Here is a 15,716-nt window from a genome sequence, read left to right on the forward strand (position 1 = left end):
TCCCGCCAAGCGGGAATGAGCCCCTTCGGGCGGCCGGGCGGGGCTCATGCGAGGCCCCGTTGAATGGTGTAGAGCAGCAGTTGCTCGTCGAGCAGGCCGACCGCGCGCTCATTGCTGCCCCCTGGCGCTTCTCGAGGGGTTCGCCCGCGTTCGGGCGGCCGGGTGGCGGGTTCGTGCCAGGCCAGGATCGCCTTGGAGTAGGTCGCCGTGGCACGCGCGACGGTGGCAGGCACTGGCTTCAGCGTGGCCGGATCGAAGCGCTGAATGCCGTGCATTTCGTCGACCGCGAAGCCCAGGCGCTGGCCGTCCAGGCCGATCACCACCAAGCGCCGAAGTGTCAGGCGTTGCCGTGCGTGCCCCGTCTCGGCGACGTGCGCCAGGCCGAGGACGCTGCCCAGCGATACGCAGACCAGCAACTCGCCCCGCACGTTGGCCACACCCTGCACGACGCCGCCGCGCCGGCTCGGCAGCGAATGGATCGCCGGCAAGGCGGCGACTTCCTGGAACACCGGCGTCGGCAGGGCCAGCCATTCGGCACCGATGCGAAAGATGACCGCCGAGCCCACCTCGGCCAGCCCAGCCTCGTGAGCCTGCGCCATGTGGCGGGTGCAGTCGGCGAGGTAGCCGGGCGGCGCCTGCCGGTCAAGTAAGGCCAGCGCGGCGGCGGCGTGGGTGGGACAGTGGCTGCAGTGCACGTGCTGCTTCAGTTCCGGGCAGGAACCATCGCCGCGAATGCCGATGCGGTTCCAGCAGTCGTCCAGGGCCACTTGCATGTTCATGTCAAGCCCCGCCTGGTTGCAGCCGGCTCGCGCGCTGCTGCAAGCGCCGCGCGCCGGCCGCGTCGCCCTGCTTTTGCAGCAGCAGGGCAAGGTGGATCAACGCCTCGTGGTGATTCGGGTTCAGATAGAGCGCCTTGCGGTACTGGTCGGCCGCATCGCCCGTGTTGCCGCTTGCGTCGCGCACCAGGCCGAGCAGATTGAACGCATCGGCCGTAGGCCCGTGCTCGCGCAGATGTGCTTCACAGTGCGACGCAGCCTCGGCGAGGTGGCCCTGGTCGGCCAGGCGCTGTGCGTGGGCTATGCCCGTCGCCGCTTCGGCCCGCACAGTCGCCTGCGGCGCGGTAGCGGGGGGCGCCACCCGGGGCCGAGCGGGCCGCGGGGGCGCGGCCACCGGGGCCGGAGCACGTACGGGCCTGGGTGGCGCCGGGGTTGCACGGAGCTTGATGACGCTGCCGGGCGCCGGCCCCTTGCGGAAGGCAAACGCGAGCGGAAGCTTTGCAGAGACGAAGCCGTGATCCGACAGCAGGGCCGTCTCCGACGGGCCGACGAACAGCCAGCCGCGCGGCGCAAGCAGCCGGCCCAGCACCGCGATGGCGCGATCCTGCGTGGCGCGGTCGAAGTAGATCAGCACGTTGCGGCAGAAGATGACGTCGTAGAGCCCCGTCCCGGCCACCAGGCCGTCCAGCAGGTTGCCCGGTCGAAACTGCACGAGCCCGCGCACCGCCTCCGTCGGGCTGTGGCCGCCCGCCGTCGCGATGAAGTGGCGATCACGGAACGCCAGGTCGCTGCCGCGAAACGAATTGCGGCCGTAGACCGCGCCCTGCGCCCGCGCCAGCGCACGCAGGCTGATGTCGACGGCATCGATGCGCAACGCATTGGCCGGGAAGCCGGCGTCGAGCAATGCCATGGCCATCGAATAGGGCTCTTCGCCGGTAGCGCACGGCACGCTCAGCAAGCGCAGCACGCCCTGCGCCTGAGCAGGCGCTCCCTCGCTGGCCAGGCGCGCCAGCGCCACGAAGGCCGCCGGGTCACGGAAGAACCAGGTCTCGGGCACGACCACCGCCTCGATGAGTTCCTGCAACTCGACGCTCGAGCCGCAGAGCCGTTCCCAGTAGGCCTGCGCGTCCGCCAGCCCGCAGGCCGACAGCCGCTCCTGCACCGCACGCTCGACGGACGCCGATCCGATCGAGGCCGCATCCAGGCCCATCGTCTGCTTGAGCAATTGCTCGAAACGGGTCATGTCCATCACGCTGCCCCGGCCTCGTCGAACAACATCGCGCGCAGCGACGCCGGAAGCAGACCCTGCACCTCGACGCGCTGGATCAGCCCCTGCGCGTCGGTCGTCACCGGGCCGAGCCAGGGCGCTGCGTCGACGTTGACGCCGGCCGCAACGAACTCCGCCGGCTCGCGGCGCAGCGTCTGCGTCGCCCTTTCGACCAACAGGCCGAGCAGGTGCGGGCCGGCTGCGGGATCGGGGAAAGTCAAGAGCACGATGCGCGTGCTCAGGCGGTTCGCTGACGGGCGGCCGAGCGCGAGTTCGCTGAGGTCGATGACCGGCACCGGCACACCTCGGTAGTCGCACAGGCCGGCCACCGTCGACGGCGCGAGCGGGATCGCCTTCACGCCAAGCCGCGGCAGGACGGCGACGACCTGGCCCGCGTCGAGGGCGTAGCGTTCACTGCCGATCTGAAAGAGGATGAACAGCATCCGGCCGGCCCTCGGGCCTCAGGCCTGCGCCAGTTTGAAGCGCGAGACGCCGCTGCGCAGCCCGCCAGCCGCCTGGTGCAAGCCGTCGATCGCCTGGCCCGACTGGCGCAGCGAGTCGACGGTCTGCTGGGCGGCTTCGGTCAACTGTGTCAGTGCCTGGCTGATCTGCTCGGCGCCGGTCGCCTGCGTCTGCACGCTTTCGCTGACGGCCTCGAAACGCGGCGCCAGGGCCTGCACCTGCGAGATGATCTGCGACAGCTGCGCGCCGACCTGCTGCACCTCCTGCATGCCGCGGCGCACCTCCTCGGAAAACTTGTCCATGCCCATCACGCCGGCCGACACCGCGGACTGCATCTCCTTGACCGTCTGTTCGATGTCGTAGGTGGCGACTGCGGTCTGGTCGGCGAGCCGGCGGATCTCAGTGGCAACCACGCCAAAGCCGCGCCCGTATTCGCCGGCTTTCTCGGCCTCGATGGCCGCGTTCAGCGACAGCAGGTTGGTCTGGTCGGCCACCTTGGTGATGGTGGTGACGACCTGGTTGATGTTGCCGGCCTTGTCGCTCAACACGGCGAGCTTGGCGTTGATCGAGCCGACCGCCTCCATCACGTTGTGCATGGTCTCGGTCATGCGCTGCAAGCCTTCCTGCCCGCCGCCGGCCAGCAAGGCGGTCTCCTCGGCGACCTGCGACACCTCGCTCATCGTCTTCACGAGCGCGCGCGACGTGGCGGAAATTTCCTTGGAGGTGGCGCCGATCTCGGTGGTCGTCGCAGCGATTTCGCTGGCGGTGGCCTGCTGCTCCTTGGATGTGGCGGCGATCTCGGTCGCCGAGGTGTTGACCTGGATGCCGGACTGCTGGACCTGGCCGAACAGCTCCGTCAGCTTCTCCGTCATCCGGTTGAACCCCTGCGCCAGCGTGCCGAACTCGTCGCGCCGCTCCAGGTTCATCCGCTGCGTCAAGTCACCGGTGCTGATCGCGTCGGTGGCGGTGAGCAACCGGTGCAACGGCCGGGTGATCGATTGCAGCAGGACATAGCCGAGCGCAAGCGCCAGCAACAGTGCCGCGGCGAGACTGACCAGGATGGCCATGTTGGCCGTTGCGACCGCGCTCATGATCTGCCGGCCTGCCGCCTCGGCATCGGCCATGTTGTAGTCGACGACGGACTGCACGGCGGCGCGCAGCTTGTTGTACTGCGGGTCAAGCTGGCTGTGCAGCAGCGCCCGGGCCTCGTCGCGCTTGCTGGCCGCGCTCAGCTTCAGGATGTCGTCCTGCGTGCGCAGGTAAGGATTGGCAACGTGGAGGTTCTTGAACGCCTCGTAGTTCTCGCGATCCTCGGCCGAGAAGATGGTGCTCTCGTAGCTCTTGGCCAGGGTCTCCAGCCGAGCCCGGTTGACCTGCAACTGCGACTCGATCTTGCGCGCCTCGGTTTCATCCTTCTCGAACACCTGCTCCTGGGTCAACGCGAAGTTCTCTTGCCAGGCGGCCAGCAGCTGGCTGCTGTACAGCATGCCGGGCAAGGCCTCCTTCTGGATGACGGTCGCGTCCTGCGCCACGCGAGCGAGGCGGGAATAGATGACGGCGCCCATGACGATCATCAACACCAGCACGGCGGCGAAGCTGGCGAGGATGCGGTGCCTCACGGTCAAGATATTCATCAAGTTCGGCTCCCTCGCCCTGCGTCATCCAGCCCGGCGGGCAAGTCGACGCAATGCAGCTCACCGTACGCCCTGTCTAACGCGATCTCCGTGCGGTGCCGAACATCCCGAGCGAAGAAATGGAGTTGGCCGCCGGGCGGTTCGTCGTGCCTTCAGCGGCTTTTTGTCATCGGGGGCGCGGCTTCTACCTCTGCCAATGGGCCGACCGGGAAGGCTCGTCCGAGCTGCAAGCCTTCGCGCAATGGGCAATGGCCCAGAGCCGGCACTGGCGGCGCTCGATTGACGATCAGTACACGAGAGAGAAGGTGACGTAGCCCTCACCCTCCTCGGCCAGATGCTTGATGCCCGACGTACCGGCACTGATGCCGATGAACCTGAGCTGCCTTTGAGTTTCCTTGGCGTGCTTGGCCAGTGCCAACGCCGCCGTCATCCTGTCGTTGGCATGAGGCGCCAGGTCGTTGTAGATAAGCTCGAGGTTCGCTCCGGCTGTCATCAGCGAACTCAGGAATGCGGGTTGGAGCGTGTTGTTGTGCATCTGGTCTCTCCGTGGGTTGAGGGCAGCATAGTCTGTCGAATTCCAGCACGACGACAGCCCGTTGTCCCGCCATGGCACCATATTGGCCCATGCCCCTGCACATCGCCTGCCTCTGCGCCGCCTGGTGCCGCACCTGCGAGTCCTACCAAGAAATTTTCGAAGCCGCCTGCGCCGAATTGCCCCAGGCCGGCCTGCATGTGCGCTGGATCGACATCGAGGACGAAGCCGAACTCATCGGCGACCTGGACATCGAGACCTTCCCGACGCTGCTCATCGCCGACGGCGAGCACATCCGCTTCGCCGGGCCGTTGACGCCGCAGCCCGAGACGCTCAGGCGCGTGCTGCGGGCGCACCTGGCGGACGCGAGGCCCATGCCCGTCGAACCGGCCTACGTCGAGCTGGCCTCGCGCCTGCGCAGCGAAGCCTGAGCTGGCCAGGGTCAAGGCCGCCCAAAACGGCCTGTCCGAGCTGACAAAAGCTGCTGCCTTTCCACGATGCGGCAGAACCCACGTTTTTCATGGGGGAGATGTAGGACTGCGCTGACAGAGACACGCGACGCATGCTGCTGTGCCGGCGGCGCGCCGGCACCCAAAGTCGGAGCATGTCCGCACCGCCGCAACACCCGCCGCATGACCTGACGCCCACCGGCGCTGCACAAGCCTTCCTGCGCCTCGCCGGCGGCGCCGAAGCGGCCGCTGCCCCGGTGCGGGCCGTGCAGTTCGGTGCCGACCGCTTTGCCGAACATGGCCGCAGCCTGGCCGCGGCCCAGCGGGTGGACGACCCGCGCCAGCAGCCCCGCCCCTTCTCGCCGCGGCTGCGCAGCAATCTGCAGGTCTGGGCCGCCGCCCTGAGCGTGCTGTCCGAGGAAGGCCTGCAGGCCGACATCGACCCCGCCCACGCCTGGCTGCTGGACAACGCCCGCATCGTGCAGCAGCAGCTCGACGAGGTGCTGCACGACCTGCCGCGCAGCTACTTCCAGCGCCTGCCCCGGCTGGCCGACGAACCGCTTCAGGGCCTGCCGCGCATCTATGGCGTCGCCTGGGCCTGGGTGGCCCACGCAGACAGCTCGCTGGACCTGGCCCTGCTGCACCACTTCCTGGCCGGCCACCACGAGGCCGAGGCGCTGACATTGCGCGAGCTGTGGGCCCTGCCGTCCACGCTGCGCGTCGTGCTGGTGGAGAACCTGCGCCGCCTGGCCGAGCGCGCCGCCTGGCGTCATCTGGCGCGCCGCGCCGCCCAGCACCTGTTCGAGGCGCTGCCGCAGCTGGACGCGGCAGCGGTGCGCAACCAGCTGCAGCAATGGCAATCGGCCTGGCCGCGCGACCCTGCCATCACGGCCCTGGCCCTGCGCCTGCACGAGCGGCTGACCGACCGCGCCCTGGGCCAAGCCGAGCAGCGTGACTCCGATGACTCGTCCTGGGCGGCCGTGCACGCCTGGCTGGCCGAGGCGCTGCCCGACCCCGCCGCTGCGCAGGCCAGCGAGCAGGCCGAGAGCGCGGCCGACCACCAGAGCATCCGCAACGCCATCAGCAGCCTGCGCAACCTCGGCGCGGCCAACTGGGCCGGACTGTTCGAGGCTGTGCACCCGACGCTGCGCGCCCTGGGCCACATTGCCGTCTACCGCCAGGAGCACGAGGCCACGCGCGACATGGCCATGCACGCCATCGAGGCCCTGACCGAGCGCCACAACGTACCCGAGGCCGACGTGGCCCAGGTGCTGCGCCTGCTTTGCAACGACCCCGCCTGGGCCGAGGACGCAGAAGAGCGCGCCCCGCTGTACTGGCTGTCCGGCCCCGGCCGCGAACGCCTGCTGAGCGAACTTCGCCTCAAGCCTACCGCTGGCGAGCGCTTTGCCGCCGGGCTGCACCGCCACAGTGTCGCCCTCTATCTGACCAGCCTGGCAGGGTTGCTGATCCTGGCCGAGCTGACGTTGCTGCTGCTGGGCCTGCCCCCGGGCGCCGGCTGGCCCATGGTGGTGGCGGCCGTGCTGCTGTCGCTGCTGCCGGCCAGCGAGGCCGTGGTCGCGCTGGCCAACCGCCTCATCAGCGAGTCCGCAGCGCCGGCGCAGCTGCCGCGCCTGACCTGGCATCACGGCATTCCGGCCGGGGCGCGCAGCCTGGTTGTCATTCCCTGCATGCTGACGCGGTCCAAGGGCATCGCGACCCTGCTCGCCCAGCTGGAGCGCCACCACCTGGCCAACCTGGAAGACGAGGCGCAGTTCGCGCTGCTCAGCGACTGGACCGATGCCAAGGCCGAGCACCAGCCCCAGGACGCGGGCCTGCTCGCCCAGGCGCGCGCCGGCATCGAGGCGTTGAACCAGCGCCACGGCACGGCCTGCGAGGGCCGGCCGCGTTTCCTGCTGCTGCACCGCGAGCGGCGCTGGAGCGAGACCGAGCAGCGCTGGATCGGCTGGGAGCGCAAGCGCGGCAAGACCGAGGCATTGGCCGCCCTGCTGGCCGGTCAGCCGCCCGAGCTGCTGCCTGACCGCTTTGTCGACCTGGGCGAGCTGTCCACGCCCGCACCGGACATCCGCCACATCATCACGCTGGATGCCGACAACGCCCTGCCCCCCGGCGCGCTGCGCGAGCTGGTCGCCATCGCCGCCCACCCGCTGAACCGCCCACGGTTGAGCCGCACATCCAGCGGCGCCGTCACCGTCGTGCGCGGCCACGGCATGCTGCAGCCACGCGTCGCCACGCCGCTGGCCACAGCCGCCGGCAGCTCCACGGTGCATGGCACCTGGTTCCACAGCCTGTTCGCCGGCCAGCCGGGGCTGGACCCCTACAGCGCCGCCAGCTCCGAGGTCTACCAGGACCTGTTCGACGAAGGCAGCGCCGCCGGCAAGGGACTGATCGACGTGCAGGCCGCAGCGCAGGTACTGGCCCACCGCATGCCCGAGGGCCAGGTGCTCAGCCACGACCTGCTGGAAGGCTCGCTGATGCGCTGCGCCGGCGTCAGCGACGTGGTGCTGGTGGAGCCCGCCCCCATGCATGCCGACGTGGCAGCCTCGCGCATCCACCGCTGGACGCGCGGTGACTGGCAGCTGCTGCCCTTCCTCGGCCACCCGCGCCGCTGGGGCCTGCACGGCATCCACATCTGGAAGATGCTGGACAACCTGCGCCGCTCCCTCGTCGCCCCGGCCGCCCTGCTGCTGCTGGTCGCGTCGTGGATGGGCCTGGGCCTGGCGCCGGCGTGGGCACTGGGGCTGGTGGCTGCCACCTTCGGCGCCGGGCCGTTGATGGGCGCCCTGGCGGCCTGCGCGCCCTCGGGCGACCGCATCTCGCTGCCGCGCTTTTACCGGCAGGCGGCCATTGAACTCGGGCGCGCCATCGGCGGCATCGTCTGGCACATCGCACTGCTTCCGGCGGCAAGCTGGCTCAGCATCGACGCCATCGTGCGCGCGCTGTGGCGCCAGCGTGTCAGCCATCAGCATCTGCTGGAATGGACCACCGCCGACGCGGCGGAAGCCGCGGCGCGCACCGACTGGCGCTCGCTGTGGCGCCAGCACAAGCATGTCACCTTTGCCACCGGCGCGCTGGCCTTGCTGCTGATGACGCCGGCCCTGATCGGCCGCCCCGTCGACTGGGACCAGGCCCTGCCGCTGCTGCTGGCCTGGGCACTGACGCCGCTGTGGATAGGCCTGGCCAGCCGGCCACGCGCCCGGCCGCGCCGCGAGGCCATCACCGACGACGAGCGCCAGTACCTGCTCAGCGTCGCCCGCGACACCTGGCGCTGGTTCGAGCGCTGGGTCACCAAGGACGACAACGATCTGCCGCCCGACAACGTTCAGTTCGACCCCGACATCGCCGTCGCCCACCGCACGTCGCCCACCAATATCGGCCTGTACCTGCTGTCGGCCTGCTGCGCGCGCGAGTTCGGCTGGCTGCATGACGTCGGCCTGGCCGAGCGCATCGGCCGCACGCTGGACACGCTGGACAAGCTGCCCCGCCACCGCGGCCACTTCTACAACTGGATCGACACCCAGCGCCTGGGCGTGCTGGAGCCGCCCTACATCTCCAGCGTGGACAGCGGCAACCTCTGCGCCCATCTGCTGGTGGTCGCGGCGGCCTGCGAGGGCTTTGCGCGCGGGGGCGAGGGCATGCCGCCGCCGCCGGCCGTGGCCGAGGCGCTGAACGCCGTCGCCATGCGGGCGCGCGCCCTTGCGCTGGCCCACGACTTCAGCTGGCTCTACGACCCGCAGCGCCACCTGCTGCACATCGGCGCCGTCGCGGCGCAAGGCTCCGAGCCCGGCACCGAGCGGCTGGACCAGAACCACTACGACCTGCTCGCCTCCGAAGCTCGGCTGGCCAGCCTGGTGGCCATCGCCAAGGGCGACATCCCGCCGGCGCACTGGGGCGCGCTCGGCCGGCCCTTCTTCTCGCGTGGCCGCGTCACCGGGCTGAAGAGCTGGTCGGGCTCGATGTTCGAGATGCTGATGCCCTCGCTGGTGCTGGACGAGCCCACCGGCAGCGCGCTTGCGGAAGCCGCTCGCGCGGCCGTCATGGAGCAGATCCGCGCCGGGCGTGCGGCCGGCCTGCCCTGGGGCGTGTCCGAGAGCGCCTATGCCAAGCGCGACCGGAGCCTGGCCTACCAGTACGGCCCGCAGGGCGTGGCCAGCCTGGCGCTGCGCGACACGCCGGCGGAAGAGATCGTCATCGCACCCTATGCCAGCCTGATGGCAACCATGGTGATGCCGCGCGCGGCCGTCGCCAACCTGCGCGCGCTGCAGGCCCTGGGTGCCCGCCATGAGGGCGGCTTCATGGAGGCGCTGGACTACACAGTCGGCCGCCAGCCCGAAGCCACCAGCGAGACACCCCAGCAAGGGCGTCGCTTCCAGCGCATCGGCACGACGATGGCCCACCACCACGGCATGTCACTCGTCGCGCTGACCGAGGTGCTGTGCGGCGGCGCGCCGCAGCGCTGGGCTGACGCCGAGCCGCGCTTGTGCGCCGTGCGCTGGCTGCTGCACGAGCGCGCGCCGCACAAGGTGGCGCCACTGCGCGAACCGCCGCCGCAGCCCACTCGAAGCGCACCGCGCCGCGCCCGCATCTCGCTGGTCGTGCCCGAGCTGCATGGCCGCGCCCTACCCGCCACCGCCTGGCTGGGCCATGGGCGCCTCAGCGCGATGGTGCGCGAGCATGGCGGCGGCACGCTGGTCTGGGGCGAGCCGGGTTCACTGGTGTTGGTGAGCCGCTGGCGCGACGATCTGCCGCAGGACCTGCTCGGCCACCACCTGCATCTGCGCGACCTGGACCTGCACTGGAACGGCGCGCCCGAGTCCAGCCCCTGGCGGTCGCTCACGCTGCGGCCCACGCCCGGCCCGCAGTGGCGCTATGGCTGCCGCCTGCACCCCGCCAGCGCGCAGTTCACGGCCGAGGGCGAGGAGTTGCACGCCCACACCGAGGCCTGGGTGGCCGTCGAGGACGACGTCGAGCTGCGCCGCATCACGCTGCGCAACCTCGCCCACCGGCCGCGCCGCCTGGCGCTGGTATCCAGCTTCGAGCCCGTGCTGGCGCCGGCCAAGGCCGACCTGGCCCACCCGGCTTTCGGCAAGCTCTTCCTGCAGGCACGTTGGGAACCGGGCCAGCAGGCCCTGAACTGGCAGCGCCTGCCGCGCAGTCCCAACGAGGCGCCCCTGCACGCGGTGCATGCGCTGGTGGGCGTGGAGCTCGAGGGCGGCGCGCGGCTGGACCGTGTGCGCGCCGGTGCCGACCGTGCCCATTGGCTGGCCCGCGGCGGCATGCCCGGTCAGCCCGGCGGCGTCATTGCGCATGCCGGCGTGCAAGCGCTGCTGGGCACCGATGTGACCGGCCTCAACACCGCGTCTGGCATGCTGGACACCGGCAACGACCCGATCTCGCTGCTGCACCTGGTGCTGCAGCTGCCGCCCGGTGCCAGCGTGACGCTGACGCTGGCCACCGCCGCCGCTCGCGAGCCGCAGACGCTCAGCCACTTGCTGGACAAGCTGCGTCAGCCGGCCCTCGTCGAGCGTGCGCTGACGCTGGCCCACACCATGGCCGGCGTGCGCACCCAAGGCGCCAGCCTCGCGCCGGGCGCCTGGCGGGCCGGCCTCACGCTGCAGACCCTGCTGACCTCGCAGGCCGCACGCGAGAACCTGCCCCTGCCCGAGACCGGCTACGAGCGCGATGCGCTGTGGCGCCATGGCATCTCGGGGGACGACCCCATCATCCTGATGCGCGTGGCCGATCCCACCGGCGTCATCATGGTGCGCGAGCTGTGCGCGCTGTTGCAGGCCCAGGGCAGCCCGCTGCCAGTGGACGTCGTCGTATTGGACGCCGAGCCGCCGTCCTATCTGGCGCCGGTGTCGCGCGCGTTGCGGTCGCTGGCCGAGCAGCAAACCCATGGGCGCTGCCGCGTGCATGTGCTGTCGGACGAGACCGTGGGGCCGGACACGCGCTTTGCCCTCAACATGCTGGCGCGCGTGCGCTGGTTCGCCGATGGCCGGCCGCTGGCCCAGCAGCTCGAGCGCCTGGGCCAGAGCCACGAGCAAGCCGCCAAGGCCCGGCGCGGCGCCGGCGCGACGCTGGTGTCCGCCCTCGCCGCCCCGCCCGGCGCCGAGGCGCCAGACAGCGACTTCGAGGCCGACAGCGGTGCCTGCCGCTTCGAGCTGACCGAGCAAAGCCAGCCGGCGCGGCCGTGGATCAACGTCATCGCCAACGAGAACTTCGGCTGCCAGGTGTCCGAGCGCGGTGCCGGCATGGCCTGGGCCGGCAACAGCCGGCTGCACCAGATCACGCCCTGGTCCAACGACGCGCTGCTGGACTCGCCCGGCGAATGGCTGATCCTGCACTGCCTGTCCAGCGGCAAGGCCTGGCTGCTCGGCCGCGCCAGCCCGCACCAGAACGTGTCCCACCTGCCAGGAGCTACGGCCATGGCTTTCCAGCTGCCAGGCATGGTGGTGCGCCTGCGCTGGACAGTAGACGCAACAACCGCCGTCAAGCAATGCCAGGTGGAGTTGCACGCGGCGCCCGGCCGCCCGCCGCGCCTGCTGCGGCTGCTGGCCGCCGCGCAGTGGCAGCTGGGCATGGACAGTGGTGCGCGCCGCAGTGTCGTGACGCGACTGGAACCGCCCCAGGGTGATGGTCCGCTGCTGGCCCTGGCCACGCAGGCCGATGGGCTCAATGGCTTCGGCGGCCACACGGCCTGGATGGCACTGCGCCCGACCCGCGAGGGCGATGCGACGGCCGACCAGATCAACAGCCTGGCCAGCGATCAGGCCCTGTGGCCCTGGCCCGCGGACGCCGGCTTCACGCCCGACCTGAACCGGCCGCACCCGTGGACGGCCGCCATTGAGGCCAGCGGCGACCGCCGCCTGCTGTTCGACGACGAAGGCCGCCTCGTCATGCCGCACGCGCTGGATGGCCAGGCCGGTGCTGCCACCGACCCGGCTGCCCTGCTCGCGGTGCCGATCCGACTGGAAGCCGGCCACGCCTGGCATGGCACGGTGCTGCTCGGCCATGCGCAGAGCCTGCCCGCGGCCCGCGAGCAGGCCGCCAACGCCTGGGCGGCCGACCCACTGCGCCGGCTGGCCGCCCAGCGCGAGGTCTGGCGGGCCTTGAGCGCGCCCGTTCAGGTGGCCACGCCCGACCCCGCCTTCGACGCGCTGGTGAACCATTGGCTGCCGGCCCAAGTGCTGGGCTGCCGCATCTGGGCGCGCGCCGGCTTCTACCAGGCGGGCGGCGCCTTCGGCTTCCGCGACCAGCTGCAGGACGCCATGTCCCTGGTGCAGCACGCACCCGAGCGCCTGGCCGCGCAGATTCGCCGCCACGCAGCCCACCAGTTCCCGCCCGGCGACGTGCAGCACTGGTGGCATGAGCCGGCCGGTGCCGGCGTGCGCACGCATTTCGCGGACGACCGGCTGTGGCTGGCGCTGGCGCTGGCCTTGTACGTCGAGCGCACCGCCGATACGTCGCTGGCCGACGAGATGCTGCCCTTCCTGCAGGGCCGCCCCGTGCCCGAGGGCGCCGAGGACATCTACGAGGTGCCGGCCATCAGCGACGAGCAGGCCAGCATCTACGAGCACGCCGCGCGCTCCATCGATGTCAGCCTGCCCGTCGGCGTCCATGGCCTGCCGCTGTTCGGTACCGGCGACTGGAACGACGGCATGAACCGCGTCGGCGCCGAGGGCAAGGGCGAGTCGGTGTGGATGGGCTTCTTCCTGTGCGCCGTCATCGACGCCCTGCACCCGCTGGCCATCGCCCGCGGCGAGCAGGCCCGCGCGGCGCGCTGGCGCCAGGCGCGCGACAAGCTGGCCAAGGCCCTGGACGCCGAGGCCTGGGACGGCCGCTGGTACCGCCGCGGCTGGTTCGATGACGGCAGCGTCCTCGGCACCCATGACGACAGCGAATGCCGCATCGACCTCATCGTGCAGGCCTGGGCCGTGCTGACCGGCGTCACCGAGGCCGACCGCGCCCGCCTGGCCCTGGACAGCGCCTGGCGCGAGCTGCATGACCGCGATGCCCACCTGCTACGCCTGCTGTGGCCGCCGCTGCAGCATCACCAGCCACCGGCGGGCTACATCCAGGCCTACCCCGGCGGCGTGCGCGAGAACGGCGGCCAGTACAACCACGCCGCCACCTGGGCCCTGATGGCCAGCGCCAAGCTCGGTCAGGCCGAGCGCGCCTGGGCGGCCTTCACGGCCATCAGCCCGGCCCACCGCGGCGCGCACGGCGCGGCCTATGGGCTGGAGCCCTTCGCCGTGGCCGGTGATATCGAAGCCGCCGCGCCGCACGCCGGCCGCGGTGGCTGGAGCTGGTACACGGGCGCCGCCGGCTGGCTGCTGCGCGCGGCGGTCGAGTCGCTGTGCGGCGTCAAGCTGGCCGATGGCCTGCTGCGCGTGCAGCCCTGCCTGCCGCCCCACTGGCCCGAGGCGCGGCTGCGGCTGGTGCACCAGGGTCGGCGTATCGACTTGCTGCTGCAGCGTGCCCCGACGGGCGCCGGCACCGCGCCGCCCGCCGGCTACCGCACCCTGGTGCCAGGATCGACGCTGGCGCTCGGGGAGGTCGACGGCGACCTGCAGCTTTGGGTGCCAGTCACCGATGCCCTGCCGGCCCGCAGGCCGGAACCGGCGGCAGCGTTCTGAAGCCCCAAAAAGCAAGCGGCCCCGAAAGGGGCCGCCGTAGCGAATCAGGGGAGGATCAGACGACCAAGCTCAACACCACGGCCATGAGGACGCTACCCAGGACGACGGTCGTGAACAGCCGGTCGCCGATGGCGCTGTCCAGGAATTCCAGCGAGCACAGCATGCGCTGCTTGCGGTCTGACAGCGTGCGGCACTGGCGCAGGTGAACGCCCAGGCTGTCCAGGTGCTGACGCAGCAGATGATCGGTGGCGCGAGACATGGATGACCTCCTCTGAAAACGATGCCTTCAACTGTAGAGAGAACCTGGCTTCGTTGCATTCGGACACGAAGGGGCCCGCGTGTAGGCCTTGTCTGACATTGCGACGCATGCCATGAGGCACCATGCGGCAATGAGCACCAGCCGGCAAGCACTTTGGTTGTTGACCCTGCTAACCGCGTGGTTTGCCGGCATGGCGCAGGCCGCGCCAGCGGCGCTGCAAGTCGGCTCCAAGCGCTTCACCGAGAGTTATCTGCTGGGCGAGATCGTCACGCAGACCTTGGTCGGTCAGGGTGTCGCCGCTGAACACCGCCAGGGCCTGGGCAATACCGCCATCCTGGCCGCGGCCCTGCAGCAAGGCCAGATCGATCTCTACCCGGAGTACACCGGCACCATCGTGCGCGAGTTGCTCAAGCGCGAGTCATCTGCGGATGCGCAGGCACCGCTGGCGCAGATCAACGCGTGGCTGAAGCCGCTGGGCCTGAAGGCCGGCGTACCACTGGGCTTCAACAACAGCTATGCCCTGGCCCTGCGCGAGGCCGACGCGGCGCGGCTGGGCATCACGACGATCTCGGAGCTTGCCGCCAAGGCACCGCCGGCACTCAAGGCTGGCCTGTCGCACGAGTTCCTGGCCCGGGCCGACGGCTGGCCGGCGCTGCAGCGCGCCTATGGCCTGAAGCTGCAACCCGGCGCCGGCCTGGACCACGGCCTGGCGTATCAAGCCCTCGCCAATGGCCAGGTCGACCTCATCGACGTCTACACCACCGACGCCCAGCTCGCCCGCCAGCCCGTGCGGGTGCTGCGCGATGACCGCGGCTTCTTCCCGCGCTACGACGCGGTGCTGCTGATGCGGGCGGCGGTCGACGACAAGCCGTTGCAGGGCCTGGCCGGCCGCCTGCCCGAAGCCGAAATGACCCGCCTGAACGCCGCCGCCGAGCTGGACGGCCGGCCCTTTGCCGACGTGGCGCACGGCTTCCTGCGGTCAGACTCGGGCGGCACGGGACACCAGGGCTTGATGGACCGACTGTTTGCACCCGATCTGCCCAAGCTGCTCGCCCAGCATCTGGCCCTGGTGCTGGCCTCGCTCGCGCTGGCCGTGGCCGTGGCCGTGCCCCTGGGCATTGCGGCGCATCGCCTGCCGCGGCTGGCGGCGCCCGTCATGGCCGTGGCGGGCCTGCTGCAGACCCTGCCTTCGCTCGCCCTGCTGGCTTTCTTGATTGCCCTGGTTGGCCGCATCGGCTTCGTGCCGGCCCTGCTGGCGCTGTTCGTCTATGCGCTGCTGCCCATCGTGCGCAACACCCATGCCGGGCTGCAGGCCGTGTCTGGCGGGCTGACCCATGCCGCCTTGGCGCTGGGCCTGACCCGCGGCCAGACGCTGCGCGCCATTGAGCTGCCACTGGCCCTGCCGACGCTGATGGCAGGGGTGAAGACGGCAGCGGTCACCAACGTCGGCACGGCCACCGTCGCGGCCTTCGTCGGCGCGGGCGGCCTGGGCGAGCGCATCGTCGCGGGCCTGGCCGTCAACGACAGCAAGCTGATGTTGGCCGGCGCCCTGCCCGCCGCGGCCCTGGCCGTCATCGTGCAACTGCTGTTTGATGCGCTGGAACGCCGGGTCGCGCACAATGGGCCACAAGAATCTCGGGATCGAGGGGCATGAACGCAAGGGTGCGATCGGGCTTGTGG

Annotated in this window: 9 protein-coding genes; 3 read left to right on the forward strand and 6 right to left on the reverse strand. The window is 71.0% G+C overall.

The genetic code is table 11. The features are described from left to right. Window positions 1–44 precede the first annotated feature (44 nt). The 5 genes from AC1DW0_RS13585 to AC1DW0_RS13605 all read right to left on the reverse strand — a co-directional run bounded on the left by AC1DW0_RS13585 (window position 45) and on the right by AC1DW0_RS13605 (window position 4,674). Entirely contained in the window at window positions 45–767 is a 723-nt protein-coding gene (locus AC1DW0_RS13585) for a chemotaxis protein CheW (RefSeq protein WP_477946382.1), read from the reverse strand. Window positions 768–780: 13 nt separating this feature from the next. After that, window positions 781–2,025 (reverse strand): CheR family methyltransferase, encoded by a 1,245-nt coding sequence (locus AC1DW0_RS13590; protein WP_477946383.1) that lies wholly within the window; start codon window positions 2,023–2,025, stop codon window positions 781–783. Then, on the reverse strand, window positions 2,025–2,486 hold the full coding sequence (locus AC1DW0_RS13595) for a chemotaxis protein CheW (RefSeq protein WP_457354129.1): 462 nt from the start codon (window positions 2,484–2,486) through the stop codon (window positions 2,025–2,027). Before AC1DW0_RS13595 ends, AC1DW0_RS13590 begins: the two co-directional genes overlap by 1 nt. An 18-nt stretch (window positions 2,487–2,504) precedes the next feature. Continuing rightward, window positions 2,505–4,139, reverse strand: coding sequence for a methyl-accepting chemotaxis protein (locus AC1DW0_RS13600; protein WP_457354131.1), 1,635 nt, complete (start codon window positions 4,137–4,139; stop codon window positions 2,505–2,507). Between the two features lie 286 nt (window positions 4,140–4,425). Beyond that, entirely contained in the window at window positions 4,426–4,674 is a 249-nt protein-coding gene (locus AC1DW0_RS13605; RefSeq protein ID WP_157281708.1) for a hypothetical protein, read from the reverse strand. 89 nt (window positions 4,675–4,763) lie between these two features. Here AC1DW0_RS13605 and AC1DW0_RS13610 point away from each other — a divergent pair, with 89 nt between their 5' ends. After that, window positions 4,764–5,102 (forward strand): thioredoxin family protein, encoded by a 339-nt coding sequence (locus tag AC1DW0_RS13610; protein ID WP_235532012.1) that lies wholly within the window; start codon window positions 4,764–4,766, stop codon window positions 5,100–5,102. Between the two features lie 173 nt (window positions 5,103–5,275). Next, complete coding sequence (locus AC1DW0_RS13615) at window positions 5,276–13,777, forward strand: GH36-type glycosyl hydrolase domain-containing protein (protein ID WP_477946384.1); 8,502 nt, start codon at window positions 5,276–5,278, stop codon at window positions 13,775–13,777. A gap of 55 nt (window positions 13,778–13,832) precedes the next feature. Here AC1DW0_RS13615 and AC1DW0_RS13620 read toward each other — a convergent pair whose 3' ends face one another. After that, window positions 13,833–14,036: a hypothetical protein gene (locus AC1DW0_RS13620; RefSeq protein ID WP_056198956.1), complete on the reverse strand. Its 204-nt coding sequence runs from the start codon at window positions 14,034–14,036 to the stop codon at window positions 13,833–13,835. A 130-nt stretch (window positions 14,037–14,166) separates the two neighbouring features. Here AC1DW0_RS13620 and AC1DW0_RS13625 point away from each other — a divergent pair, with 130 nt between their 5' ends. Beyond that, window positions 14,167–15,690, forward strand: a complete 1,524-nt coding sequence (locus AC1DW0_RS13625; RefSeq protein WP_457354135.1) for a glycine betaine ABC transporter substrate-binding protein — start codon at window positions 14,167–14,169, stop codon at window positions 15,688–15,690. The last annotated feature ends 26 nt before the right edge of the window (window positions 15,691–15,716 follow it).

This window comes from Roseateles sp. P4_D2 (assembly GCF_056401875.1).

Coding starts and splice junctions, on each gene's coding strand:
- AC1DW0_RS13610 (WP_235532012.1), top strand. CDS start 4,764: ATGCCCCTGCACATCGCCTGCCTCTGCGCCGCCTGGTGCCGCACCTGC.
- AC1DW0_RS13600 (WP_457354131.1), bottom strand. CDS start 4,139: ATGAATATCTTGACCGTGAGGCACCGCATCCTCGCCAGCTTCGCCGCC.
- AC1DW0_RS13590 (WP_477946383.1), bottom strand. CDS start 2,025: ATGGACATGACCCGTTTCGAGCAATTGCTCAAGCAGACGATGGGCCTG.
- AC1DW0_RS13625 (WP_457354135.1), top strand. CDS start 14,167: ATGAGCACCAGCCGGCAAGCACTTTGGTTGTTGACCCTGCTAACCGCG.
- AC1DW0_RS13615 (WP_477946384.1), top strand. CDS start 5,276: ATGTCCGCACCGCCGCAACACCCGCCGCATGACCTGACGCCCACCGGC.
- AC1DW0_RS13605 (WP_157281708.1), bottom strand. CDS start 4,674: ATGCACAACAACACGCTCCAACCCGCATTCCTGAGTTCGCTGATGACA.
- AC1DW0_RS13620 (WP_056198956.1), bottom strand. CDS start 14,036: ATGTCTCGCGCCACCGATCATCTGCTGCGTCAGCACCTGGACAGCCTG.
- AC1DW0_RS13595 (WP_457354129.1), bottom strand. CDS start 2,486: ATGCTGTTCATCCTCTTTCAGATCGGCAGTGAACGCTACGCCCTCGAC.